The organism is Kitasatospora sp. NBC_01250, from assembly GCF_036226465.1.
Classification (GTDB): domain Bacteria; phylum Actinomycetota; class Actinomycetes; order Streptomycetales; family Streptomycetaceae; genus Kitasatospora.
The window spans coordinates 5,600,419-5,625,743 of the sequence record NZ_CP108476.1 but is presented as its reverse complement, the minus strand read 5'-3'; the positions used below and the strand labels follow the sequence as shown (position 1 = coordinate 5,625,743).

Genomic DNA, 25,325 nt, shown 5'->3' with positions numbered 1-25,325 from the left:
CCTGACCGGAGTTCAGCCGCAGACCTCGCCCGGATCGGGCGCCTCCTCGGGCATCCCGGGTGCCCGGGCACCCGGGATGTGCGGCAGGCGGGCTGCCGAGGCAACCCCCTCCAGGTAGCCGCGCGCCCGCTCGGTGCGCGGGTAGGCCTCCAGCAGCGCCCAGAAGCGCGGGCCGTGGTCCGGGACCAGCAGGTGCGCGAGCTCGTGCAGCAGCACGTAGTCCAGCACGTACTCCGGCATGCCCTGCAGGCGGTGGGAGAGGCGGATGGTGCGCTCGCTGGGGGTGCAGGAGCCCCAGCGGGAGTTCTGGTTGGTGACCCAGCGGACCTGGTCGGGCCGGGCCCGGCCGCCGAGGTAGGCGGCGGAGAGCCGGCCCGCCCGCTCGGCCAGCGCGTCGTCCCCGAGGGTGCGGCGGCTCTCCTGGGCGGCCAGCCGGTCCAGCATCTGGGCCACCCAGCGGTGCTCCTCGGCCGCGGACATCCGGGCCGGGATCAGCACGATCGTGCGATCACCCTCGCGGTAGGCGGAGACGGTGCGGCTGCGGCGGGCGCTGCGGCGCACCTCGACCGGCCCGTGCGGGTGGTTCAGCGTGTGCGGGCCGGTCGGCGCGTGCGAGCTGTGCGGCCCGTGCGGGCTGTTGGGGGCGGTCTCGGGCCCCGGGCTCGGATGCGCTGCGCCTGGCCACCCGCGTGTACCGGGCGTCGCGACTCCCGACCCGGCCGCTGGACGGGCACGCCGAGGCGACGCCGGGGGCTGGGAGTCCCGTTCGGCTGCCATGGCACAGGACGTTACCCGGTGCTACCGACAGAAGTCCGGTGCCCCGGCCGATTTGTTTGCAGCAGTGACCGTGCGTGGCACGCGAAGCGAATGAGCGAATTGACTGCCGATCGGATCTTCTCCCCAGGCTGTGGATAACCGGCTTGGCCAATTCCCGCAGGTGCGGGAGGCTTTCCTCACCCAGCGCAATCAGTTGATTCCGATCAGCCATCGCGCGTTCGTCGGGAGAATCGCGCGTTCGTCGGGAGAGGAGACCGCCATGCGTCCCATGCTCAAGCCCGCACTGTCGAAGGCCTGGCGCGACCGACAGACCTTGCAGTTCGGCACCGCCCCCGAGCGGGCCCATGTGGTCGACCAGGCCGATGAGCAGTTCTGCGCCTTCCTCGGCCTGCTCGACGGCGAGCGGGACGGTCCGGCCGTAGCGGCCGCTGCCGAGGGTCTGGGCCTGAGCCCCTCCTATGTCGCCCAGGCACTGCGCTCACTGACCGAGACCGGCCTGCTGGACGACGCGCTCGCCGTCGAGCAGGCGCTGGCCGCTCTGCCGCCGGCCCGGCGGGAGCTGCTCGGCCCTGATCTCGCCTCGCTCTCGCTGCTGCACCCCGAGCCCGGCGCGGGGGCCGCGGCGCTGGCCCGCCGGGCGGGGCTGCGGGTCCAGGTGCGGGGCGTGGGGCGGGTCGGCGCGGCGGTGGCGGCGGTGCTCGCGGCCGGCGGGGTCGGCGGGGTGGAGGTGGCGGACCAGGGCCGGGTGCTGCCCGGGGACTGCGCACCCGGCGGCATCCCCGCCCAGGAGGTCGGCCGTCCCCGTGCCACGGCCGCCCGGGAGGCGGTGCGGCGGGCGGCCGGCCTGCCGGGCGGGGCCGCCGCCGCGGTCGCTGGCTCGCCCCGGGCCGCCCCGCCCGCCGAACAGCCGCCCGATCTGGTGGTGCTCGCCCCGCGGGACGGCAGCGGTGCCCTCGCCGGCGACCCCGCCGAGGCCCACGCCCTGATGCAGTCCGGCGTCCCGCACCTGTACGTCGGTGTGATCGAGCATCTGGGCGTGGTCGGCCCCCTGGTGATCCCCGGGGCCTCGGCCTGTGGCCGCTGTCTGGCGATGACCCGCACCGACCAGGACGCGGCCTGGCCCCGGCTGCTCGCCCAACTCACCGCCGACGTCCGGGCCAAGGCACCCGAGCCCGCCTGCGACGGCGCAGTGGCCGCGGCGGTGGCCGGCCTGGCCGGGCTGCACGCGCTGCTGCTGCTCGACGGCGGGCGACCGCCGAGCGTGGACGGCTGGTGCGAGGTCTCCGCCGTCGACGGCATGGTCCGCCGACTGCGACTGCCACCGCACACCGAGTGCGGCTGCTTCTGGCGCTGACCGCCACCGGCGCGTCCGCCACCCGGGGGCCGGTCCGGCGCCGATCCGGCCCAAAGCCACAGCCCAGGCCCTGACCGGCTCTTGGGTGGGAGCGGGCACAATGGCCTAGTGACCGCCGTCCCCCAGCCGCCGCAGCCGCGGTGACTGCCGGCACACGTTCGATTCGGAGGCCCCGGTGAGCGATCTTCCGCGCAAGGCTGTGACCCGCACCGCAAGGCTCGCCGCCCTGCCGTTGGGGATAGCTGGGCGCGCCACGCTCGGTCTGGGCAAGCGAATCGGCGGGCGATCGGCCGAGGTTGTCACCGCCGAACTCCAGCAGGCGACCGCGGACCAGCTCTTCAAGGTCCTCGGGGAGCTGAAGGGCGGCGCGATGAAGTTCGGGCAGGTGCTCTCGGTCTTCGAGGCCGCACTGCCCGAGGAGGTGGCCGGTCCCTACCGGGCGGCGCTGACGAAGCTTCAGGACGCCGCCCCGCCGATGCCGGCCGCCAGTGTGCACACGGCGCTCGCCCAGCGGCTCGGCCGGGACTGGCGGGCCAACTTCCGCAGCTTCGACGACCGTCCGGCCGCCGCGGCCTCGATCGGCCAGGTGCACAGAGCCGTCTGGCAGGACGGGCGGCAGGTCGCCGTCAAGGTCCAGTACCCGGGCGCCGGTGAGGCGTTGCTCTCCGACCTGGGCCAACTCAGCCGGGTGGCGTGGCTGCTCGGGCCACTGATCCCGGGCCTGGACATCAAGCCGCTGATCACCGAACTGCGCGACCGGGTCACCGAGGAGCTGGACTACGCCCTGGAGGCCGAGGCCCAACGGGTGCACGCCGAGGAGTTCAGCGGGGATCCGGACATCGCGGTGCCCGCCGTGGTCGCCCAGGCCGACCAGGTGCTGGTCAGCGAGTGGCTCGACGGCACACCGCTGGCCGAGGTGATCAACAGCGGCACCAAGGCCGAGCGGGACCGCGCCGGACACCTGCTGGCACGTTTCCTCTTCGCCGGCCCCGCCCGCACCGGGCTGCTGCACGCCGACCCGCACCCCGGCAACTTCCGCCTGCTGAAGGACGACGGCCCGGTGGGCGGCTGGCGCCTCGGGGTGCTCGACTTCGGCACGGTCGACCGGCTTCCCGGTGGGCTGCCCGCGCCGATCGGGAACGCGCTGCGGATGGCGCTGGCGGGCGATGCCGAGGGCGTGCTGGAGATGCTGCGGGCCGAGGGCTTCGTGAAGCCGACCATCCAGCTCGACCCGGACGCGGTGCTCGACTACCTGCGGCCGATCATCGAGCCGGCCGCGGTGGACGACTTCCACTTCACCCGGGCCTGGATGCGCGCCCAGGCCGCCCGGATCGCCGACCCGCGGTCCCCCGCCTACAACCTCGGCAAGCAGCTCAACCTGCCCCCGGACTACCTGCTGATCCACCGGGTCACGCTGAGCACCATCGGCGTGCTGTGCCAACTCGGTGCCCAGGCGCCGTTCCGCGCCGAGATGCTCGACTCCCTCCCCGGCTTCGCCGAGGAGTCGTCCGGCCAGTAGCGAGAGGCCCTGACCCCGCTCGGGCGGGCATGACGGTGCCCGGCTTCCGCGATTCGCGGGAGCCGGGCACCGTCACATCAGGGGATTCGCCTCAGGCGCGGACCGGGCGGTCAGAGCACCGCCGAAGCCAGCACCTTGCGGGCGCGCAGCGAGGCACGCTCCGCCTTGCGCCGCAGCCGGGAGGCCCGGACGGCGCGCAGGACCATGCGTTGGTCCTCCGCCTCCTGGAGGCGTTCTTGCATATGGGTTCGGGCCAGGTTTTCGTGCATGAGATGCATCTCAAGGGTCCTGTTCTGGATCAGAAGTTCAGTGGTCTGCTCGGCGCGGGCGCTGGGCCCTGCGGTGATCGCCATGTCGGTGTCCTGCTCGTGGTGCGTCGTCGGGTAGGGGGTCTGGACCGCGGCATCAGCCTGGGCAAGGGCGATGCGTACGGAGTGGCGCAGTGCGCCGTCCGCCGGGGGGCATTCCCGGGGGACTGAGGCTGCTCGATGCGCCGGGTTCACGCCGTGACCTCGGTCTTGCGCGGGCGGCCCCGCGGCCGCTTGCGGGCTACCACGACACCCTGGACGAACAGCTCGCCGCCCCAGACGCCCCACGGCTCGCGGCGGTCGAGGGCGCCGGCCAGGCAGGCCTCCTTGACCGGGCAGGTGCCGCAGAGGCTCTTCGCGTACTCGACGTCAGCGGGGGTCTCGGCGAAGAAGACCTCCGGGTCGAAGGAGCGGCACGGGATGGGGGCGCCAAGAGCCTCGGCGTCGTCGAGCGCGGTGATCTGCATGAGAGAGCCTTCCGGAGGAGGGAATGGAGCGGGCGCGGCCTGGGTCGGCGTTGTCGGCGGTACGGACGGGAGGGGCGGCGTGATGACCGTGGACACTGTTGGCGTCTTCCTCGTCTGGGTTGTGGTTCCGGGCCAGCTGACTGGTGGGGCTGGACCGGAGGCCCCTGGGGGCCTGGTGGTCTGTCGTACCGGACAAAACAAGAGGGCCGCGGATCCCGGTGGACGGGTTCCGCGGCCCTGGAAAGGTGCCGACCTGAGGGTGCCTCAGGTTCGCTCTCTCCAGGGTTCAGGCCCGCGGAAGGCCCGGCTCCGGATGGCCTCAGCGCCGATAAAGGCGGCCTTGGCCTGGTTGATCAGCTGCTCGTCCTGCTTCGGGGCGGCACCGACGACCTGCAGATAGGCGCCCTGCTTGGCCGCCGCTCCTGCTGACTTCGGTGCCTTGGTCGGTCGGTCATCACGCATTACGCGCGGGGAGCCGACGGCGACCATGGCCCAACCGTGGGACAGACCGGTCTCGACAGCCGTCCCCGCGATTGCGCCGGTGAGCACACTGGTGCGCAGGGCACCGGTGGTTCCAACGGCAGCGACACGGGTGGCATCGAGATCCAGACCGCCACGGACACCGGAGAGCGAGACTCCGCCAGTGCAAGCACCGAGGACGGAGGGACGCCGGGAAGCGGCAACAGCGGTCTGGCCAGTCACTTTGTTCATCAGCTGGATCTTCACGGTGTTCTCGCCTCCTCTCGGCGTCTCGCGGTGCCCAGTTCCCCGGGCTCCGGTGTTCGGATGTTTGGTTGGTCCAGCGACCCTGCGGTGAGGCAGGGGGTGAAGCAGGTCATACGTTCATGCGCAGGGGAAAGCCGGTTCAGGAGTGCTCCCGATCGGCTTCGCGGTCGCGTCCCCTTGACCGCTCCGGCAGGCTATTGCGCTTCATGCACGGCGCGCAAACTATTTTTCCGGCGAGTTTCAGGGCTGGTCCGCGGGGGGCTCGAACGGCTCCCCCGACAGCTCCTGCGGAGCCTGCTCCGCATCGTCCGTGGCGTGGTCGCCGACGGCTTCACCCGGGAGTTCCTCCGCCTCGGCGGACGCCTGCCCGGGGTCTTCCCCCGAGCACAACGACAGCACGGCGGCACCGTATTTGTCCAGCTTCATGGCGCCGACGCCCGAGATCAGGCTCAGTTCGCCGGTGGTCGAGGGCGCGTCCTCGGCGATCGCCATCAAGGTCGCGTCGGTGAAGACCACGTAGGCCGGCACGGCCTGCTCCTTGGCCTGCTGCGAGCGCCACTCCCGCAGCCGCTCGTACAGGCCCTCGTCCATCTGGGAGGGGCAGTCCTCGCAGCGGCGCAGCTTGCGCTCCACCGCCTCGGTCAGGGTGCGCCCGCAGACCCGGCACTTGACCGGCCCGCGCGGCGCCCGGCGCCCGGCCGAGCGCTCCGCACCGCCCTCCGCGCCCCCGCGACCGGCCCCGCGGGAGCCACCCGCCGTGGAACCCGGCCGCAGGCCGTCCAGGAAGCGGCTCGGCTTGCGGCTGGCCCGCCCGCCCGGCGAGCGCGACAGCGCCCAGGAGAGCGAGAGGTGCTCGCGCGCCCGGGTCACCCCGACGTAGAGCAGCCGGCGCTCCTCCTCCACCTGCTCGTCGGTCTTGGCGTAGATGATCGGCAGCGTGCCCTCGGTCAGACCGACCAGGAAGACGGCGTCCCACTCCAGGCCCTTGGCGGCGTGCAGCGAGGCGAGCGTCACGCCCTCCACCGCCGGGGCGTGCTGGGCCGCGGCCCGCGCGTCCAGCTCGGCGACGTAGGCGGCGAGGTCGCCCGCCTCGCCGGCCGCCTGCCGGGCGGCCTCGAACTCCTCGGCGAGGCGGACCAGCGCGGCCAGCGACTCCCACCGCTCGCGCACCGCACCGGAGCCGGCCGGCGGCGTCGCGGTGAAGCCGCGGGTGGCCAGCACGGCGCGCACCTGGGCGGCGAGGTCGGGCGCATCGGCGGTCAGCGGATCGCTGCCGGCCCTGGCGGCCCCGCGCAGCAGCAGCCCCGCCTCGCGCACCTCGGGCCGTTCGAAGAACCGCTCGGCACCCTTGAGCTGGTAGGACAGGCCGAGATCGGCCAGTGCCTGCTCGTAGACCTCGGACTGGCCGTTGGTCCGGAACAGCACCGCGATCTCGCTGGCCCGCACGCCCTGGGCGAGCAGCTCCTTGATGCGGTGCGCAGTGCTCTCGGCCTCGGTGGGCTCGTCCACGTACTCGACGTAGACCGGCTCGGGGCCGGCCGGGCGCTGCGAGACCAGCTCCAGCCGGTGCCGGGCGGCCGCGCCGCGGGCCTGGGCGAGCAGGCCGTTGGCCAGGTGCACCACCTGCGGGGTGGAGCGGTAGTCGCGGATCAGCTTCACCACGGTGGCGTCGGGGTGCTTGACCCGGAAGTTCAACAGGTAGTCGGGGGTGGCGCCGGTGAAGGAGTAGATGGTCTGGCTGGCGTCGCCGACCACGCACAGGCTGGCGCCCGCCCCGCCGCCGGTCCACTGGTCGAGCAGCCGCTGCTGGAGCGGCGAGACGTCCTGGTACTCGTCGACGGTGAAGTGGCGGTACTGGGCGCGCACCCGCTCGGCGATCTCCGGGCGGTCCTCCAGGATCGCGGCGGTGAGCAGCAGCACGTCCTCGAAGTCGATGACGTTGCGGTCGCGCTTGGTCTGCTCGTAGGTCGCGTAGACCCGGGCGATCTCGGCGGGATCGCGCGGCGCCTCCCGGCCGGACTTGCCCACCGCGACCGGGTAGTCGTCGGGCACGATCTGGGTGACCTTGGCCCACTCGATCTCACCGGTCAGGTCGCGCAGCTCGGTGCGCTGCACCCGCAGGCCGCTGCGCCCGGCGGCCTCGGCGACCAGCTGGACCTTGCGCTCCAGCAGCCGCGGCACCTCGCCGCCGACCGCGCGCGGCCAGAAGTACTGAAGCTGGCGCAGCGCGGCGGCGTGGAAGGTCCTGGCCTGCACCCCGTCGGCGCCGAGCTGGCGCAGCCGGCCGCGCATCTCGCCGGCCGCCCGGGCGGTGAAGGTGACGGCCAGCACCTGCTGGGGCTGGAAGACGCCGCTGCGCACGCCGTAGGCGATCCGGTGGGTGATCGCCCTGGTCTTGCCCGTGCCGGCACCCGCGAGCACGCAGACGGGCCCGTGCAGAGCGGTGGCGACCGAGCGCTGCTCGGGGTCGAGCCCGGCCAGCACGGCGTCCGGGTCGGCGGGGCGCCCGCCGTACCCGCCGCCGTACCCGTCGTCGGGGCCGCCGTGGTTACCGATCAACAGCTCTTCCTGCATGGGCTCCATCCTCTCAGCCCGCCGGACGCAGTAGCCCGGGTTCGGGCACATCGGCCCGGTCCGGACATCCTGGCAGGAATCACCGACAGCCCACGGCCCGCTGTCCACAGGCCCGGTACGACCATCAGCCCGGGTCGCACCCCACCGGTCGACCAGGAATGGCGGCGCCGTCACGTACGTTGTGCAGCGCGAGACCACCCGATGACGAAGGAGCCCGTTCGATGTCCGGCAGCGTGACGATGTACAGCACGACCTGGTGCGGCTACTGCCAGCGGCTGAAGAGCCAGCTGGACCGCGAGGGCATCGGCTACACCGAGATCAACATCGAGCACGACCCGGGTTCCGCGTCGTTCGTCGAGTCGGTCAACGACGGCAACCAGACGGTTCCCACCGTCCTGGTGGTCGCCCCCAGCGGCAAGGAGACCGTGATGACCAACCCGAGCCTGCGCGACGTCCAGAAGGCGCTCGCCGCCTGACGCCGGCTGCGGGCGGCCCGGCCGGTCAGCCGACCGGCCGGGCTGCCAGCTCGCCGAGCCCGTAGACGAGCCGGCAGCGGTCCGCCGAGTAGCGGGTCTCGATCACCCGGACCGGTCCGCGCCGGTCGTAGGTGACCCGGGTCTGCACCAGCAGCGGCACCCCGGGCCCGCCCTGGAACCACTGCGCCTCCTCGGGCCCGGGCATCCGGGAGACCAGCTGGTCCACCGCCCCGATCTCGCTGCGCCCCAGCGCCGCCAGCACCGCCTCGTCCCCGCCCGGCACCGGGTCGGGCTCCATCAGCGCCGTCCCGGCCGCCACCCCGGCCCGGTAGTGGCTCTCCTCGATCGAGTAGGGCTCGCGGTCCATCAGCCGCAGCTGGCGGCGGACCACCACCGCTTCGCCGGGCCGCAGCCCCAGGCGCTCGGCGATGTCCACCCGGGCTCGCACGATGAGCATCTCGAACTCGGCCGTCAGCGACCGGCCGGCCGCGTCCGCCTCGACGCTGTAGACGGCGCTGGGCGATGCCAGGCCGTTGCGCTGCGCGGGCACCGCGGGGGCCGGCCCGGCGCGGCCGGGCGACAGCAGCTCCGCCGCCGGCCCCACGGCCTGGTGCGCCACCGCGTCCACCGGTGAGGCGGTCAGCGGCGGCCCGAAGGCCCAGTGGTCCAGCACCGGGTGCTCACGCAGGAAGGTGCCCTTGCCTTGCAGCCGCACCAGCCGCCCCTCGTTGACCAGCACGTCGACCGCCAGGCGGACGGTGTTGCGGGCCACGCCGTACTGCTGCTCCAGTTCGGACTCCACCGGGAGGGCGGTGTCGCCGCGCCACTCTCCGGCCGCGATCCGGCGGCGCAGGTCGGCGGCCAGTCGCTGGTACTTGGGGGACGGAACGCTTCCACTGGAGATGGTCACCCTGGGAATGTAGCGACGCCGGCCGGGGCATTTCAGCTAAACCGCCCATAATTGGCCATGATTGCCCGCCGGGAAATTGATCAGAAGATCGAGACAGGGTATCTGACCTGCACAGACACCCAATACTCCCGGACCTGTGACCATTCGAGCGCGCGGCAAGACAACGGGGGGCGTGGGTTATTTCCCACACGCCCCCCGCGCTATTTCCACTCCTGTGCGGGGCGCCGCCGAGGCCGCGCCCCCGTCCGCTACCAGCGCGCAGCGCTCGGCATCGGCCCGCCGTACCAGCGCTCGATCAGGTGCCGGGCGATCGAGATCCCCGAGGGCGGCAGGATCTCGCCGGACTCCATGCCGGCCCGCAGCTCCTCCCGGGAGAACCAGCGCGCCTCGGCCAGCTCCTCGCCGTCCACCGTGATCGCGGTGCCGCCCGGCTCGGCCTTGCCGACGAAGCCCAGCATCAGGCTGGCCGGGAACGGCCACGGCTGGCTGGCCACGTAGCTGACCTCACCGACCCGCACCCCGGCCTCCTCCAGCACCTCGCGGGCCACCGCCTGCTCGATCGACTCGCCCGGCTCGACGAAGCCGGCCAGCGTCGACCAGCGGCCCTCCGGCCAGAGCGCCTGACGGCCCAGCAGGCAGCGGTCCTGCTCGTCGGTGATCACCATGATCACCGCCGGGTCGGTGCGCGGGTAGTGCTCGGCCGCGCAGGAGGTGCAGCGGCGCAGGTGGCCCGCACCGGCCTTCTCCGTCGGGTGCCCGCAGCGCGAGCAGAAGCTGTGCAGCCGGTGCCAGTGCTCCAGGGCCACCGCGTGCACCAGCAGCCCGGCGTCGCGGTCGGAGAGGGTGGCGCCGACCTCGCGCAGCCCGGCCGGGCGCGCGTCGCCGTCGAGGCGCCCCGGCAGCGTCTCACCGGCCAGCGCGAAGTAGGACACGCCGTCCGCGTCGGTGCCCAGGAAGTAGCGGTCACCGGTCTGCGGCGCCTCGAAGGAGGGCAGCAGGACCAGCTCGGTGCCGGTCTCGGTGTCCACCACGAAAGCCTCGCCACCGGCGATCGGCAGCACCTTGGTGCTGGGATGGCTCCAGGCGGCCGCCAGCCACGGCTCGTCCAGGCGGTGCTGGGCCGCCCGGTCCACCCCGGCCCTGGCCAGCACGGGCCCCAGCGGCTGTTCGGTGTCAGGCATGGTGCTCACGTCGATCCGTCCCCGATCCGAGATACGTCAGTTGAGCCGGCACGTCAGCGGCCGGCGGCGGGCAGCCGGTAGTTCTCGGCGAGGTCGCCCCACAGGTAGGCGGCGGCCTCCACCCCCTTGCGCAGCAGGTCGAGTTCGACCTTCTCGTTGATGGAGTGCCAGCCGTCCGAGGGCACCGAGATGCCGAGGAAGAGCACCGGCGCCCCGAGCACGTCCTGCAGGTCGGCGGCCGGCCCGGAACCACCCTCGCGGGTGAAGAGGATCTCCTGCTCGAAGGCCCGGCCCATCGCCCGCACGGTGGACTGCAGCGCCGGGTGGTCCAGCGGGGTCAGGCAGGGACGGGTCGCGGCCCGGAAGGTGATCTCGTGCCGGATGCCGTCCGGCAGCTGCCCGGCCACCCAGTCGGCGATCGCCTGCTCGACCCGCTCGGTGTCCTGCCCGGCGACCAGCCGGAAGGAGATCTTGAGGTGCGCCTCGGCCGGCACGATGGTCTTGCTGCCCGGGCCGGTGTAGCCGCCCCAGAGGCCGTTGACCTCGGCGGTGGGCCGGGCCCAGACCCGCTCCAGGGTCGAGTAGCCGGCCTCGCCCTGGGTGCCGTGCGACTTCGCGGTGCGCAGCCAGCCCTCCTCGTCGAAGGGCAGCTTGGCGAAGAGCTCGCGCTCGTGCCCGGTCAGCTCGACCACGCCGTCGTAGAAGCCGGGCACCGCGACCCGCCGCTCGGCGTCGTGCAGCGCGGACGCCAGCTCGGCGGCGGTGGCGGCCGGGTTGGGCACCGCACCGCCGAAGGAGCCGGAGTGGATGTCGCTGTCCGGGCCGTACAGGTCGATCTGGCAGTCGGCCTTGCCGCGCATGCCGGTGCAGACGGTGGGCGTGGTCTCGCTCCACATCCCGGTGTCCGAGACGAAGACCAGGTCGGCGGCGAGCCGCTCGGCCTGACGACGGATCAGCGCGCTGAAGTTCGGCGAGCCGGACTCCTCCTCGCCCTCGATCAGCAGCTTGAGGTTGACGGCCGGCGCGGTCCGTCCGGTGGCGGCCAGGTGCGCGCGCAGGCCCAGGGTGTGGAAGAACACCTGGCCCTTGTCGTCGGCGGCGCCGCGGGCGTAGAGCCGGTTGCCGATGGTCACCGGCTCGAACGGCTCGGTGTCCCAGCCGTCCGCCTTGGCGGCGGGCTGCACGTCGTGGTGGCCGTAGACCAGCACGGTGGGCGCGTCGGCCTCGCCCGAGGGCCACTCGGCGAAGACCGCGGGCAGCCCGTCGGACTCCCAGACCTCCGCGACCGGGAACCCGGTCTCGCGCAGCTTGGCCACCAGCCACTCGGCCGACCGGCGCACGTCGCCGGCCCGCTCCGGGTCGGCCGAGACCGACGGGATGCGCAGCCAGTCGGCCAGGTCGGCCAGGAAGCCGGCCTGGTGCTGATCGATGAAGGAACGGACGACGCTGTCCGGGGTTTTCGTCATACGGACGACTTTAGTTCGCCCGACCTGCCACGTGTCGCTGTGGTCCGCGACCCGGGACCACAGCGACATGTAACCTCCATCACCCGCCGCGGCCGCTAGCCGGCCCGCCGCAGCAGGACGATCCGCGAGCGGGTCAGCAGGGCGGCCAGCAGCACGGCCAGCAGCGGCAGACCGACCAGGGTCAGCGCGATGTTCGCCCAGGGGAAGGCGATCACCGTGTGCGCGTGGTCGATCGGCGAGGCGGCTGTCCCGTCGACCCGTCGCAGCGCCACCGCCGGCACCATCCCGCAGACCGTGCCGAGCACCGCGCCCATCGCCGCGATCACCCCGCACTGGAAGCCGGAGAGCGTGCGCCGGATCCGCGGCGCCGCGCCGACCGCGGCCAGCGTGGTCAGGTCCTGCTGCGAGTCGGCGGAGGCCAGCCCGGTGGCGATGCCCGCCGCACCCAGCGCCACCAGGACGGCGAAGCCGGTCAAACCGAGCTCCATCAGGCCGTGCTGCGTCTGGTAGCCGCGCTCGACCTGCAGGTCCCAGCCCTGCTGACTGACGGCCGCGACCTGCGCGCGGGCGTGCTGCTCGGCGGCCGACTTCGGCATCGCCGGCGGCACCCAGACCGAGCCCGCGTCGGCGGTGCCGAGCCCGAGCCGGACGGCTGTCTGCGGGGTCATGAACATCCCCCCGAGTGAGTTCGGGAGCGACGCCAGCATGGCGTCCGCCGTGATCTCGTGGCTCGGCGGCGGCCCAAAGGGGGCCTGCTGGGACTGCGAGTAGGGTTCCTCGAGCCGCAGGTAGGCCTTGCCGTCCTGCAGCATCCGCTGGTCGAAGACCAGCACCCGGCCGTCGGCCGCCGCCTGCTCGGCGGCGCTGTCGTGCAGGCCGAAGAAGGTGCGCAGCACGGTGGCGTCGCCGACCACCAGCGAGCCGAAGGCACCGTGGGACAGCATGGTGTCCGCACAGCGCGGGTCGCTCCGGGACTGGTCGTACTCCGCCGGACTGTGCCTCTGGCCGTCCTCCAAGGGGCAGCGCTGGGCCGGTGACGCCTCGGCCAGCACGAGCCCGCACCGGTTGTGGGTCGCATCGCACCCCACGGGGTAGCGCGTGGTGCTGATGTCGGCGCGGGGCCCCAGGTCCGGGATGGAGCGCTCGACCGCGGCGCGCTGGTCGGCGAAGACCGCCGGGCTGCCCACGGCGGCGTTGTAGAAGGACAGGGTGACCCCCTTGCTCGGCGCCGAGGGCTGGTAGGACTGCCGGCTCGCCTCGTCGGCGCTCGCGGTGTAGATCCCCACCGCGACGGCCCCGGCCACCGCCGCCATCACGGCGGCCACCGCCGGCGCGGTCCGGCCGCGGTGGCGCACCGAGTCGCGCAGCGCCAGTCGGGGGCCCAGCGGCAGCCAGCGACCCAGCTTGCCGAAGAGCCCGACCACCATCGGGGTGCAGGCGACCATGCCCAGCTCGGCGATCATCGAGCCGCCGAGCACCGTCGCGCTACGGGCGCCCAGCCCACGGGTCGCGCCGAGCAGGGCCAGCGCCGCCCCGCCGGTCAGCATCAGCAGCCCCAGCAGGGTGACCTTCCTGGACGGCGGCTTGACCCCGCCCCGGCCGGTGAGCGCGGCCACCACGTCCTGCCGGGAGGCCTGGAAGGCCGGCACGACGGCGGCGAGCAGCCCGGTGGCCAGCCCGATCGCGATGATGCCGAGCAGGTCGAGCGGGAGCACCCGCAGCGCTCCGAACCGACGGCCGGCCATCGGTTCGGTCCACGGCCGGGTGACCGCCACGAGCAGCACGGCCAGCAGCACGCCGACCGCCGCCCCGGCCAGGCCCAGCACCACCCCGCCGCCCAGCACCACCGCGCGCACCTGCGCCTGGTCACCACCGGCGGCGGCCAGCAGACCCAACTGCCGCCGGGAGCGCCGGGCCCCGACGGCGAAGGCAGGGCCCGCCAGCAGCACGATCTCCAGCAGCGCCATGCCGGCGACGGTGACCAGCACCACCACGGTGGTCCGGTTGAAGTAGCTGTCGCCCGACACGTTGCCGTGCTGGACGTAGTACGGCACCTGGGAGCGGGCCGGCGGGTTCAGCACCACGCTGCGCGAGGTGGCCACGAAGCCGTACTGGTTCAGTTCCTGGACCTTGGCCCAGTCGACGGTGGCGCCGGCCGGCAGTCGCACCAGCCAGCCGGTGACCGGGGAGGCGTCCGAGGGCTGCCCGCCGCTCAGCGCGCCGGGGCGCGCGACCATGGCGTTGAGCCCGAGCTCGTCCGGGTACTCGACCACCCCGGTGATGGTGAAGGGCGCCTCGCCCAGGCCCTGCAGCCTGGTGGTGCCGCCGAGCTCGAGGCCGGAGTCGTCCAGGAAGCGCTGCGTGACGGCGATCTGTCCGCCGTCCACCGGGGCATGACCGTGAATCAGGTTGATCTTGCCGTGCCAGATCGGGTCGGTCAGGTCGGCCTCGGTCGCCACGGTCTGCAGCTGTCCGTGCGCGGTGCCGGCCTGCAGGCCCTGGCTCTTCTGCAGCGGGACCAGTACCGAGCCGGGCGGCAGCAACTGGGCGGCCAGCACGGCCGGGTCGGTCTGCACGCTGCGCTGCTGCTGGGGGGTGAGCGTCGCGGCGGGGGGTTCGTCGAACTCGCCCTCGCTGGGGAGCGGTGCCTGCTGGACGGTGCCGCCGCGCAGGTGCGAAGCGAGCAGCAGGTCGGCGCGGCCCTGCCCGCGGTCGAGCTGCTCGGCGGGGGTCAGGGTGCTGCTGCGGTAGACCACGTCGATGCCGGTGACGCCGAGCACCGGCATCGCGATCATGGCCAGCACCAGCAGGCTGCGGCCCTTGGCGCGCAGCGCGTCGCGGCGGGCGATGCGCAGCGCGACCTTCCAGGAGAGGAGCTTCCTCACTCGGTCACCGGCCGCTTCAGGCTGTTGGTCGCGGCCGTGACGAGCAGGCTGTCGGCGTCCTGCCGACCGGTCTCGTCGACCAGCCGGCCGTCGCGCAGGAAGACCACCCGGTCCGCCCAGGCGGCGTGCCGGGCCTCGTGGGTGACCATCATGGCGGCGGCGCCCGCGTCGCAGCGGTTGCGCAGCACGGCCAGCACGGTCTCGCCGGTGGCGGAGTCCAGTGCGCCGGTGGGCTCGTCGGCCAGCACCAGGCGGCGCTCGCCGATCAGCGCGCGGGCGATCGCCACCCGCTGCTGCTGGCCGCCCGACATGTCCTCGGGGAAGCGGTTCGCCAGGTCGGCGATGCCCATCTCCTCCAGCGACGTGGCCGCCTCGCGGCGGGCGGCGCGGGTGGACACCCCGTCCAGTTCGCGCGGCAGCATGATGTTCTCCAGCGCCGTCAGCGCCGGTATCAGGTTGTAGTCCTGGAAGACGTAGCCGACCGAGCGGCGGCGGACCTCGGCCAGCTTGCGGCGCGAGAGGTCGCCCAGCGACCGCCCCTCCACCAGGACCCGCCCGCTGGTCGGGCTGTCCAGCCCGCCGGCCAGCGTGAGCAGGGTGGACTTGCCGGAACCCGAGGGGCCCATCACGGCGACGAACTCACCCGGATGGACCTGCAGGTTCACGCCACGCAGGGCGTGAACCTCGGCGGCGCCCTGGCCGTGGACCCGGTTCACCTGCTCCAGGTGCAGCACGGGCTCGGTGCGGTCGCGGGACGGCGTACGGTTCAACGTTCCCCCAGCTGTTCCTTGACACGGCGGCGAGCGGGCACCGCGTCCGGGGCCGCGGCGGGCTGGGCCCGGTGGGCGGCGAGCCGGGTCTCGCAGTGGTCCAGCCAGCGGACCTCGGCCTCGGCCTGGAAGATCAGCTGCTCCAGCACCAGCAGCCAGGCCAGCTCGGCCCCCTGGGCGGCGCCGGCGGCGCTCTCGCCCGCCAGCGCCCGGGCCTTGAGCCGGGTGTAGTCCTGCAGCGCCTGGATGCTGTGCCGGCGCTGGGCCTGGACCACGGCCTGGACGTCGACGCCGGGCACGGTCACCGCCATGGCGAGCTTGATCGCCAGTTCGTCCCGGGGCGGATTGGTCCGCGGCACCGGGCTGTCGAACCAGGCACGCAGTTCCGCACGTCCCTTCTCAGTGACGGCGTAGAACAGGTGCCCATCCTCGTCCTCCCCGTCGGGAACGACCAGGCCGTCGCGCTCCAGGCGGTTGAGGGTGGTGTAGACCTGGCCGACATTGAGTGGCCAGGTGGCACCGGTCCTCGCCTCGAACTCGGTGCGCAACTGGTAGCCGTAACGGGGCCCCTGATCGAGCAGGGCGAGCAGACCGTGTCTGATGGACATACCAGGTATGTATACCTGGTATGCAGTTCACTCTCAAGCTTCGCCACCTTCCTGGCGTACCGTCGCCAAGGTGAGCCCGCTTCGCATCGCGACCTTCAACCTGCTGCACGGCCAGCCGCTGGCCGCCGACGGCAGCCCCCTGCCCTACTCGGACCAGGCCGACGACCCGCTGCACGAGGCGATCGCCGCGCTGGACGCCGACGTGCTGGCGCTCCAGGAGGTGGACCGCTACCAGCAGCGCTCCGGCCTGAGCGACCAGAGCGCGGTGGCCGCCGCCGCGATGGGCGCCGGCGACTGGCGGTTCGCCGCCGCGCTGCACGGCCGCCCCGCGCCGGTGGCCGGCTGGCTGCGCGACCCGGCGGTCCCCGGCCTGCGGGTCTACGGGCCCGAGGAACTGGACAGCGCCACCGACCTGCCCTCCTACGGCACCACCCTGCTCACCCGGCTGCCGGTGCAGCACTGGCGCGCCCGGCGGTTCGCACCGGCCCCGTTCGGGCTGCCGCTGCGGGTGGCGGGCCGGCGCGGGCTGACCCCGGTGCCGGACGAGCCGCGCGCGGCGCTGGCGGCGGTCCTCACCGGCGAGCGCGGTCCGTTCACCGTGGTCGCCACCCACCTGTCGTTCGTCCCGGGCTGGAACATGGCCCAGCTGGCCGGCATCCGCCGCTGGATCGCCGATCTGCCCAGGCCCTACCTGGTGCTCGGCGACTTCAACCTGGTCGGCCCGGTGCCGCGCACCGTGCTCGGCGGGGCCACCGCGCTGGACCGCTCACCGGCCGCGGGCCGCCGTCCGCGCGAGGCGCGGGCCGTCCGCTACCCGCGCCCGCTGCCGAGCGCGCGCCGCCGGGCCGCGCGCGAGGCGGGGCCGCGGCTGCGCGGCTGGCACGACCTGGCCCGCACCCCCACCTACCCCTCGCACCGCCCGACCGTGCAGTTCGACCACGTGCTCGCGGTCGGTGTGCCGCGCACGGCGGTGGGCACCGTCTCGGCGCCCCGGGTCGGGGTCTCGGACCACCGGCCGCTGCTGGTGGAGGTCGACCTCTGAGGGGCTGACGACTACTGGCGGGCCAGCCGGCCGTTCTGGTGCGGCAGCTGCTGCGGGGCGCCGCCCAGCACCGGCTCGTACTGCAGCAGCAGCATCGCCGCGTCGTCGCCGAGCTGCTTGCCGACGTGGCGCACCACGTCGGCGTGCAGCCGGTGCAGCACCTCCACCGGGCCGCCCGTCGCGCAGACGGGCAGCCGCTCGGCCAGCGGGTAGAACTGGCCGGCCCGGTCGCGCGCCTCGATCACGCCGTCGGTGAAGAGCAGCACCCGGTCGCCGGGTGCGAAGGGCACCCGTTGCACCGGCGGCGCGACCTGGTCCGGATCGAGCACGCCCAGCGGCGGCACCGTCTCCGCCAGCTCCAGCACGCGCACCACACCGTCGCCGCCCAGCAGCAGCGGCGCCGGGTGGCCGCAGTTGACGATCTCGGCGCTGCCGTCCGGCGCGACCCCGATCAGCACCAGGGTGACGAACTCCTCCTCGACCCCGGGGTGCTCGTGCTCGTGCAGGGCCCGGTCCAGGCTGACGGCCAGCCAGCCGGCCACCTTGTCCAGGGCCGGCTCCTGGTGCGCCGCCTCGCGGAAGGCACCCAGCACGGCCGCGGCGGTCTCCACCGCTCCCAGCCCCTTGCCCCGCACGTCACCGACGACCGCGCGCACGCCGTGCCGGGTGTTGACCACCTCGTAGAGGTCACCGCCGATCCGGGCGTGCGCGGCGGCGGCGGCGTAGTGCACGGCGGCCCGCACGCTGCCCACCCGGTCGGGCACCGAGCGCAGCAGCACCCGGCGGGCGATCTCGGCCACCAGCTGGGCGTCGGCCAGCGCCTGCTCCTGGCGGACCCGCAGGGTGGCGCTGACCCAGCTGATCGCGGTGACCAGCGCGACCGCGAAGACCGTGGCGCTGTGCACGGACTCGCCGAGCACGTGGTTGTAGCCGGCCAGGGCGAAGGCGGCGATCTCGGCCAGGAAGCCGGTCAGGATCGGGTACCAGACCCGGCGGCTGACGATCGCGGCCAGCGCCGGCACGGCGGTGAGGGCGGGCTCGACCGTGACCTCGGTGGTGCTGAAGTAGTCCAGGCAGGCCACCAGGGCCATGCCGATGAACGGCAGGGCGAGTGCTGTCCTGGGCCAGGTCCCCGTCACGCGAACGGTGGCCGGGCCCCGGGTCGGACCGGCCAGCCGGTCTCTGAACCATCCGGTCGCGCTCAACTTCCCGGTGGCGCTCAACTTAGGTGTCTCCAGCAGAAGGCGCCTGGCGCCCGCTTGGGCACCTGCGGCGATGACTGAGGGTGAGGAAATGGGGCCTGTCCGGCGGCCGAGCAGACGCGGGTGACCGGTTACCGACCCCACAATAGGCGCGAAACGTGCACGACGCATCGGTTTCGCGCGACTCCGTGACGAGTTGGATGCTCTCTGTGACCTATTAGTCACTCTTCCCGATCAGAAGCATTTCCAACACGTTCCGGTCGGGAAGTCCTGGCGGCCGCTCGATCCGCCCGCTGCGGACGTAGCAGAAGGCCGCGGTGACCTGCTCCAGCGGCAGGCCGAGCTGCTCGGCCCAGGCCACCCGGTAGATGGCGAGCTGGAGCGGATCGGCCCGCTCCAGATGGCCGGTCTTCCAGTCCACCACCTCGTAGCGGTACCCGCCTCGTGACCCACAGTCGTCGTCACGCTCGCGGTACACCGCGTCGATCCGGCCGCGCACCACCCGCCCGGCGAGCACCAGCTGCACCGGCGCCTCGACCCGGAAGGGCCGCCGGTTCGCGTAGGGGCCGCGCAGGAAGGCCTCCTTGAGGTGTTCAAGATCACGCTCGTCCTCGATCTCGTCGTCCTCCAGCCCCGGCAGGGCGTCGGGCTCCAGCAGCGGCAGCGGGGCGTACTGGGCCTGGATCCACGCGTGGAACCGGGTGCCGCGGCGGGCCGCGGTGGCCGGGGGCCGGGGCATCGGGCGGGCCAGCTCCTGCGCCAGGCCGTCCGGGTCGGCGGCCAGCCGCATCAGCTGGGTGGCCGAGAGCGCGGGGGGCAGCGGCACCTCGCGGCCCGTGCGCCGGGACCGCTCCAGCTCGCCGAGCAGCGCGGTCAGGTCGCGGTCCCAGGAGTCCACCTGGCGCTGCTCCTCGGGCGCCAGCCGCTCGGGCGCGGGCGCCGGGGCACCGGCCAGGCGCCGGTTGACCACCTCGGCCACCCGGCGGCGGGCCAGCTGGGCGCCCGGGTCCAGCGGCAGCGGCCAGGGCGTGTCACCGGCCCGCCGCAGCGCCGGGTTCTCGGCCCCCTCGACGGGCGGCTCGGCCCAGTGCTCGATCTCGCCCGCACCGGGCCGCTCGGCGTGATCGCGCAACTGCTCCAGGTACTCGGAGGGGCCGCGCACGGTGCTCTGGGTCGGCCCCCACCAGTGGCCGCCGGCCAGCAGCAGCGAACGCGGACGGGTCACCGCGACATAGCCGAGCCGCAGCTCCTCGGTGACGGTCTGGTCCTTCAGCGCCGCCTTGAAGGCGGTCATGCCCTTGGCCGTCCAGCTCCCGACGGCGGGCAGGGTGGCCGCGTCGCCGCGCAGCGGGTAGGGCAGCACCGGTCGCCGGCTGGTCCAGCGCTCCCGGCCGCGGCTGCTCGGGAAGGCGCCCCTGACCAGCCCGGGCAGCACCACCACCTCCCACTCCAGGCCCTTGGCCTTGTGCGCGGTGAGCACCTTCACGGTGTCCTCGCCGCCCGGGAGGCTGCTGTCCAGGCCGCGGTCGTACTCCTCGGCGGCCCGCAGGAAGCCCAGGAAGGCGGACAGGCCCGGATCGCCGTCCAGGTCGGCGAAGCCGGCCGCGACGTCCAGGAAGGCCTGCAGGGTCTCGCGCCGGCGGGCGGCCAGTGCCAGCGGCGAGGCGGACAGCTCGACGTCGAGACCGGTGACGGCGAGCACCCGGTGCAGCACGTCCATCAGCGGCTCGGCCAGCGCCCGGCGCAGGTCGCGGATCTCCCTGGCCAGGTGGGCGAAGCGGGTCCGGGCCTCCGCCGAGAAGGGCAGCTCGTCCGGCTGCTCGCCCGGGCTGACGAAGGTCTCCAGCGCGTCGCAGAGCGAGACCACCTCCGTCGGGTCGGTCTCGGCGACGGCGGCGGCCAGCGCGTCCGGTGCCTGCGGCCGCACGGCCCGCACCAGCTCGGCCGCGCGCCGGCCGAGCAGCGCCAGGTCGCGCGGGCCGATCCGCCAGCGCGGGCCGATCAGCAGCCGGACCAGGGCGGCGTTGGCGGTCGGGTCCTGCAGCACCTCGCAGACCGCGACCAGGTCGGCCACCTCGGGCAGCTGGAGCAGCCCGCCCAGGCCCACCACCTCGACCGGGACCTCGCGGGCCACCAGCGCCGCGTGGATGTCGGGGAAGGCCGCGCCGCCGCGGCAGAGCACCGCGATCGAACCGGGCGCGGTGCCGGTGCGCACCAGGTGGGCGATCGAGTCGGCCAGCCAGTCGATCTCCTCGGCGTGCGTGGGCAGCAGGGCGAGCCGGACGAACCCGTCGAGCTCCGCGCCCGGGGCCGCACGCAGCGCCTCGACGCCCTCGTGGCGCGCCCGCAGCGGCGCGGCCAGCCCGTTGGCGAAGGCCAGCAGGCGCCCGCCGCTGCGGCGGTTCTCGCTCAGCGCGTAGCGGGCGGCCGGGCTCGCGTCGGCCTTGGGGAAGTGGGCGGGGAAGTCGTCCAGGTTGGCCACCGAGGCGCCGCGCCAGCCGTAGATGGCCTGGCAGGGGTCGCCGACGGCGGTGACCGGGTGGCCACCGCGGTGGGCCGGCGTGGCGCCGAAGAGCCCGGCGAGCAGCAGGCGCTGGGCCACCGAGGTGTCCTGGTACTCGTCCAGCAGCACCACCTGGTACTGCTCGCGCAGCAGCCGGCCGACCTCGGGGCGCTGCTGGGCGAGGCGGGCCGAGGCGGCGATCTGGTCGCCGAAGTCCATCAGGCCGGCCGCGCGCTTGCGGCGGCGGTACTCCTCCACCAGGGTGAGCAGCTCCAGCCGGCCCCGGGCGGTCTCGGGGATGTCCCGCAGCTCCTGGTTGGTCAGCTTGGCCACGGCCAGCTCGTCCAGCAGCGCGGTGTCGAAGGCCCGCAGCTCGTCGGGCTCGACCAGGTGCTCGGCCAGCTCGGCGTCGAGCGCGGTCAGCTCGCCGACCAGGGCCGCGAAGCGGTCCTTGAGGTGCGGGAACGGCCCGCGCGCCGAGCGCAGCACCCGGGCGGCGAGCTGGAACCGGGTGGCGTCGGCGAGCAGCCGCACGTCCGGCTCGATGCCGATCCGCAGGCCGTGCTCCTTGAGCAGGCGGCCGGCGAAGGCGTGGTAGGTGGAGATCTCCGGCTCGCCGCCGTCCGGTCCGCTCCCCTCGGGCCCGCCGGCCTCCGCCGGGCCGCCCTCGCGCAGCCCGGCCCTGGCCAGCGCGGTGCGCACCCGCTCGGCCAGCTCGGCGGCCGCCTTGTTGGTGAAGGTCAGGCCGAGCACCTGCTCGGGGCGCACCGCGCCCGAACCCACCAGCCAGACCACCCGGGCCGCCATCACCGTGGTCTTGCCCGAACCCGCCCCGGCCACGATCACGGCAGGCTCCAGCGGGGCGCCGATGGCCAGCATCTGCTCCCGGTTGAAGGGGATGCCGAGCAGCTCCTTGAGCTGGTCGGGGTGGGTGAGCATGGCAGCCACGGTAACCGGGAGAGCGGACAGGTGAGCCGGCCGGGCAGCCCGCCGGCCTCAGTCGAGCAGCTGGCGGCCGTCGCGCTGGGCGGAGCAGCTGCGCTTGAAGGTGCAGGTTCCGCAGCCCTCCCCGGTGGTCGGCACGAAGCGCTCGGCCAGCACCCGGCCGGCCGCGTCCGCGAGCAGGTTCTCGATCCACGGCTCGCCCTCGGGCGGCGGCTGGTGCTGGACCTTGGGCGCCTCGGGGAGCTTCTTGTCCTCGAAGCGCAACTGGACCAGCTCGGCACCGCCCAGCGGCGGCCGGTCGTTCACCAGCCCGTCCAGCGCGCCCTCGCGGACGGCCAGCTGGTAGACCGCGAGCTGCTTGTGCTCGGGCAGCGACTTGTCGGTCGGCGCCCGCTTGCCGGTCTTGAAGTCGACCACGTACGCCCGGCCGACCGCGTCCTGCTCGACCCGGTCCATCACCCCGCGGATCCGCACCGCCAGCTCGCCCACCGGCAGGGTGAGGTCGAAGCCGTGCTCGGTGGCCAGCGTGGTGCGGCCACGCTCCAGCACGTGCCAGTGCAGGAACCGCTCCAGCGCGGCGCGGGCCTGCGCCTTCTCCTGCGACGACTTCCACGGGGCGTCGAAGGCCAGCGCGTCCCAGACGGTGTCCAGCCGGTCCAGCAGCACCGCGAGGTCGGCCGGGGTCCGCCCGGAGCCCACCTCGTCGGCCAGCGCGTGCAGCACGTTGCCGAAGCCCTGGGCGCCGGAGGTCGCGGTCTGCGCCTTGACCTCCTTGCTCAGGAACCACTGCAGTGAGCAGGAGTCGAGCTGCTCCAGGCCGCTGCCGGAGAGCTGGACCGGGCGGTCCGGCTCGCGCAGCGGGGCCGGGCTGCTGGTCGCCTCGGCCATCCCCCACCAGCGGTCCGGGTGGGCGGCGGGGACCAGCGCGGTGCCGTCCTCGCCGCGCGCCGCGGCCAGCGTGGCCAACCGCTCGGCGGCGGTGCGGCGCAGCTCGGGCGAGCGGGCGGGGTCGACGGTGACCGCGCGCAGCTCGGCGACCAGGGCGGCGACGGACAGCGGTCGGCGGGGGCGGTGGGTGATGTCCGCCACGGTGACCTGCGGGACCCGTCCCAGCACGGCACCGGTCCGGGGATCGACCTGCTCGCGGTAGAGCTCGCGCAGGAAGCGCGAGGGCTCGTCGCCGTCCTCGGCCGGCGCCTTGACCGCGGTGACGATCAGCCGCTCCTTGGCCCGGGTGACGGCCACGTAGAAGAGACGGCGCTCCTCGGCGAGCAGCGCACCAGGGGTGAGGGGCTCGGCCAGACCGTCGCGGCCGATCCGGTCGGCCTCCAGCAGCGAACCGCGGCGGCGCAGGTCGGGCCAGAGGCCCTCCTGGACGCCGGCCACCACGACCAGGCGCCACTCCAGGCCCTTGGAGCGGTGCGCGGTCATCAGCCGGACCGCCTCCGGGCGCACCGTGCGCACGGTCAGGGTGTCGGCGGCGATGTCCTGCGCCTCGACCTCGGCGAGCAGGTCGAGGGCGCCGCGGTGGCCGGTCACCTGGTCCTCGGCGCGGGCGGCCGTCTCGAACAGGGCGCAGAGCGCGTCCAGGTCACGGTCGGCGTTGCGGCCGACGGTGCCGGGGCGCAGGGCGGCGCGCTCCAGGCGCTCGCGCCAGCGCGGGCTGCCGTCCCACAGCTCCCAGAGCGCCTCCTCGGCGGTACCGCCGCCGGCCAGCAGGTCCCGCACCTTGCGCAGCAGGGTGCCGAGCTCGCGGGCCCGGCGGGCGGGCGGCAGGTCGAGGGTCACCAGTTGCTCGGGGTGGGCGAGCGCCTCCCGGATCAGCTCGTCCGACGGGCGCACATGCGTTCGCACGCGCCCCTGCGGTGCATCGACCGCCTCGGGCACCTCGCTGGCCCCAGCGTCCCCAGCAGCCCCATCGTCCTCAGCATCGTCGGCGGCCCGCACATCCTCGACGGCCTCGCCCGGCGCCTGCCGTTCCCGCAGCGCCGCCCGCTCCTCCTCGCGCAGCGCACGGCCCAGCCGGCGCAGGTCGGAGCCGTCCAGTCCGCCGAGCGGACCGGTGAGCAGGGTGTGGGCCAGCTCGACGGTCAGCGAATCCACACCGGAAGTCGATTCCGCCGACTTCTGGTGCACAGCCCCCTCCGCACAGACCCGCAGCGCGAGCAGCAGCGGCACCACGGCCGGCTCCTCGCGCAGCGGCAGGTCGTCGCCGTCGATCTCCAGCGGGACGCCCGCCGCGCTCAGCGCCCGGCGCACACCGGGGATCGCCCGTGCGCCGGCTCGCACCAGCACCGCCATCTCGCCCCACGGCACCCCGTCCTCCAGGTGCGCGCGGCGCAGCAGGTCGGCGACGCTCTCCAGCTCGGCGCCCGGGGTCGGGTAGCTGTAGACCTCCACGCTGCCGGCCACCGCGGGGCCGGGACCGGCCGCCCCGGGGGGACCTGCCGCCGGCCCCCCCGGCAGCAGCGCGCGGTGCTGCGCCAGCTTCTGGGTCGGCAGCCGCCCCATCGGCAGCCGGGTGGCGAGCTCCCGCGAGGCCGCCAGCAGCACCGGCGCCGAGCGGCGCGAGACCCGCAGCACCTTCACCTCGGCAGGGCTCCCGTCGCGCTGCCGGAACTGCTGGGGGAAGTCCAGGATGCCGTTCACGTCCGCGCCGCGGAACGCGTAGATCGACTGGTCCGGATCGCCCACCGCGACCAGGTCCCGCCCGCCGCCGGCCAGCTGCCGCAGCAGCCTGACCTGGGCCGGGTCGGTGTCCTGGTACTCGTCCACGAAGACCGCGTCGTAGCGCGCGCCCAGGTCGACCCCGGCGCGCTCGGCCAGCAGCACCGCCCGGTGCACCAGCTCCGCGTAGTCCAGCACCCCGCGCAGGTCCAGCACGTCCAGGTACTCGGCGAGGAAGTGCGCCGCCGCCTTCCAGTCGGGCCGCTGCACGCCGTCCGCGAACCGGGCCAGCTCCGCCTCGCCCAGCCCGAGCTCGCGGCTGCGGGCGAGCACCGCGCGCACCTCGTCGGCGAAGCCGCGGGTGGTCAGGCAGGCGCGCAGGTCCAGCGGCCAGCTGATCTTCGAGCGCCCGGCCGCCGCGTCCTCGGCCCCGCCGGCCAGCAGCTCGCGGACCATCACGTCCTGCTCGGGCCCGGACAGCAGGCGCAGCGGCTCGGCGTAGCGCTCGGGCTCCTGCTCGGAGCGCAGCAGCGCGTAGCAGAAGGAGTGGAAGGTGGTCGCCTGCGGCGCCGACGCCAGCCGCACCGCCATCCGGTCGCGCAGCTCCATCGCCGCCTTGCGGCTGAAGGTCAGCACCAGGATCCGCTCCGGGTCGGTGCCCCGCTCGACCCGGCGGGCCACCGTCTCGACCAGCGTGGTGGTCTTGCCGGTCCCGGGTCCCGCGAGCACCAGCAGCGGGCCGCCCGGGTGCTCGGCCACGGCGCGCTGGTAGGGGTCCAGCACGGGCGGCGCGGGCGTCACGAGCGGGCTGCGCACCAGACGGTAGGGGGAAGCCACGGAAGTCCTGCGGATCGGCGACAGGTCTGACGGTCAAAGAAGGTGAGGAAAACGGAAGGGAGTCTTAGAGCCTACGAGATCCATCGGCGCGCGCGGGAACGGGTGCGC

Annotated in this window: 18 protein-coding genes; 4 read left to right on the top strand and 14 right to left on the bottom strand. The window is 74.2% G+C overall.

Going from position 1 to position 25,325, the window contains the following annotated elements:
- Nucleotides 1-12: 12 nt before the first annotated feature.
- Nucleotides 13-588 carry a M48 metallopeptidase family protein gene (locus OG500_RS23775; RefSeq protein WP_329587696.1) on the bottom strand — a complete coding sequence of 192 codons (576 nt, stop codon included), beginning with the start codon at nt 586-588 and terminating at the stop codon, nt 13-15.
- A gap of 448 nt (nt 589-1,036) precedes the next feature.
- Here OG500_RS23775 and OG500_RS23770 point away from each other — a divergent pair, with 448 nt between their 5' ends.
- Together OG500_RS23770 and OG500_RS23765 are read left to right on the top strand one after the other, a co-directional pair.
- Nucleotides 1,037-2,131 carry a ThiF family adenylyltransferase gene (locus OG500_RS23770; protein WP_329583274.1) on the top strand — a complete coding sequence of 365 codons (1,095 nt, stop codon included), beginning with the start codon at nt 1,037-1,039 and terminating at the stop codon, nt 2,129-2,131.
- A gap of 175 nt (nt 2,132-2,306) precedes the next feature.
- Entirely contained in the window at nt 2,307-3,650 is a 1,344-nt protein-coding gene (locus OG500_RS23765; protein ID WP_329583271.1) for an ABC1 kinase family protein, read from the top strand.
- A gap of 110 nt (nt 3,651-3,760) precedes the next feature.
- Here the strand turns inward: OG500_RS23765 and OG500_RS23760 are convergent, their stop codons facing one another.
- The 4 genes from OG500_RS23760 to OG500_RS23745 form a co-directional block, all read right to left on the bottom strand.
- Nucleotides 3,761-4,003, bottom strand: a complete 243-nt coding sequence (locus OG500_RS23760; protein WP_327068847.1) for a hypothetical protein — start codon at nt 4,001-4,003, stop codon at nt 3,761-3,763.
- A gap of 146 nt (nt 4,004-4,149) precedes the next feature.
- A complete protein-coding gene (locus OG500_RS23755; protein WP_442789360.1) occupies nt 4,150-4,509 on the bottom strand; it encodes a WhiB family transcriptional regulator in 360 nt (119 codons plus the stop codon).
- A 180-nt stretch (nt 4,510-4,689) separates the two neighbouring features.
- A complete protein-coding gene (locus tag OG500_RS23750) occupies nt 4,690-5,151 on the bottom strand; it encodes a hypothetical protein (RefSeq protein ID WP_327068845.1) in 462 nt (153 codons plus the stop codon).
- Between the two features lie 240 nt (nt 5,152-5,391).
- Nucleotides 5,392-7,635, bottom strand: coding sequence for an ATP-dependent DNA helicase UvrD2 (locus tag OG500_RS23745; protein ID WP_327071657.1), 2,244 nt, complete (start codon nt 7,633-7,635; stop codon nt 5,392-5,394).
- Between the two features lie 311 nt (nt 7,636-7,946).
- On the opposite strand from OG500_RS23745, the gene OG500_RS23740 reads away from it, so the two are divergent.
- Nucleotides 7,947-8,201 (top strand): mycoredoxin, encoded by a 255-nt coding sequence (locus tag OG500_RS23740; protein ID WP_327068844.1) that lies wholly within the window; start codon nt 7,947-7,949, stop codon nt 8,199-8,201.
- A gap of 25 nt (nt 8,202-8,226) precedes the next feature.
- On the opposite strand, the gene OG500_RS23735 is transcribed toward OG500_RS23740, so the two are convergent.
- The 6 genes from OG500_RS23735 to OG500_RS23710 form a co-directional block, all read right to left on the bottom strand.
- Nucleotides 8,227-9,111, bottom strand: coding sequence for a GntR family transcriptional regulator (locus OG500_RS23735; RefSeq protein ID WP_327068843.1), 885 nt, complete (start codon nt 9,109-9,111; stop codon nt 8,227-8,229).
- A gap of 248 nt (nt 9,112-9,359) precedes the next feature.
- Nucleotides 9,360-10,292: an NAD(+) diphosphatase gene (gene nudC, locus OG500_RS23730; RefSeq protein WP_327071656.1), complete on the bottom strand. Its 933-nt coding sequence runs from the start codon at nt 10,290-10,292 to the stop codon at nt 9,360-9,362.
- A 53-nt stretch (nt 10,293-10,345) separates the two neighbouring features.
- Nucleotides 10,346-11,758, bottom strand: a complete 1,413-nt coding sequence (locus OG500_RS23725; protein WP_327068842.1) for a dipeptidase — start codon at nt 11,756-11,758, stop codon at nt 10,346-10,348.
- A gap of 95 nt (nt 11,759-11,853) precedes the next feature.
- Entirely contained in the window at nt 11,854-14,643 is a 2,790-nt protein-coding gene (locus tag OG500_RS23720; RefSeq protein WP_329583264.1) for an FtsX-like permease family protein, read from the bottom strand.
- Entirely contained in the window at nt 14,640-15,413 is a 774-nt protein-coding gene (locus OG500_RS23715) for an ABC transporter ATP-binding protein (protein WP_329583261.1), read from the bottom strand. The genes OG500_RS23720 and OG500_RS23715 overlap by 4 nt, the downstream gene beginning before the upstream one ends.
- Nucleotides 15,410-16,021 (bottom strand): PadR family transcriptional regulator, encoded by a 612-nt coding sequence (locus OG500_RS23710; RefSeq protein ID WP_327068839.1) that lies wholly within the window; start codon nt 16,019-16,021, stop codon nt 15,410-15,412. The genes OG500_RS23715 and OG500_RS23710 overlap by 4 nt, the downstream gene beginning before the upstream one ends.
- Before the next feature lie 70 nt (nt 16,022-16,091).
- On the opposite strand from OG500_RS23710, the gene OG500_RS23705 reads away from it, so the two are divergent.
- Nucleotides 16,092-17,063, top strand: coding sequence for an endonuclease/exonuclease/phosphatase family protein (locus tag OG500_RS23705; protein WP_329583257.1), 972 nt, complete (start codon nt 16,092-16,094; stop codon nt 17,061-17,063).
- A gap of 11 nt (nt 17,064-17,074) precedes the next feature.
- Here OG500_RS23705 and OG500_RS23700 read toward each other — a convergent pair whose 3' ends face one another.
- From OG500_RS23700 to OG500_RS23690, 3 genes are all read right to left on the bottom strand, one after another.
- Nucleotides 17,075-18,202, bottom strand: a complete 1,128-nt coding sequence (locus OG500_RS23700) for a PP2C family protein-serine/threonine phosphatase (RefSeq protein WP_327068837.1) — start codon at nt 18,200-18,202, stop codon at nt 17,075-17,077.
- A gap of 280 nt (nt 18,203-18,482) precedes the next feature.
- Nucleotides 18,483-21,716 (bottom strand): ATP-dependent DNA helicase, encoded by a 3,234-nt coding sequence (locus OG500_RS23695; protein ID WP_329583254.1) that lies wholly within the window; start codon nt 21,714-21,716, stop codon nt 18,483-18,485.
- Between the two features lie 48 nt (nt 21,717-21,764).
- Nucleotides 21,765-25,217, bottom strand: coding sequence for an ATP-dependent helicase (locus OG500_RS23690; RefSeq protein ID WP_327068835.1), 3,453 nt, complete (start codon nt 25,215-25,217; stop codon nt 21,765-21,767).
- Nucleotides 25,218-25,325: the final 108 nt, after the last annotated feature.

Bases quoted from the DNA above. Each gene is read 5' to 3' on its own strand.
- OG500_RS23770 (WP_329583274.1), top strand. From the start codon at position 1,037: ATGCGTCCCATGCTCAAGCCCGCACTGTCGAAGGCCTGGCGCGACCGA.
- OG500_RS23760 (WP_327068847.1), bottom strand. From the start codon at position 4,003: ATGGCGATCACCGCAGGGCCCAGCGCCCGCGCCGAGCAGACCACTGAA.
- OG500_RS23740 (WP_327068844.1), top strand. From the start codon at position 7,947: ATGTCCGGCAGCGTGACGATGTACAGCACGACCTGGTGCGGCTACTGC.
- nudC (WP_327071656.1), bottom strand. From the start codon at position 10,292: ATGCCTGACACCGAACAGCCGCTGGGGCCCGTGCTGGCCAGGGCCGGG.
- OG500_RS23725 (WP_327068842.1), bottom strand. From the start codon at position 11,758: ATGACGAAAACCCCGGACAGCGTCGTCCGTTCCTTCATCGATCAGCAC.
- OG500_RS23710 (WP_327068839.1), bottom strand. From the start codon at position 16,021: ATGTCCATCAGACACGGTCTGCTCGCCCTGCTCGATCAGGGGCCCCGT.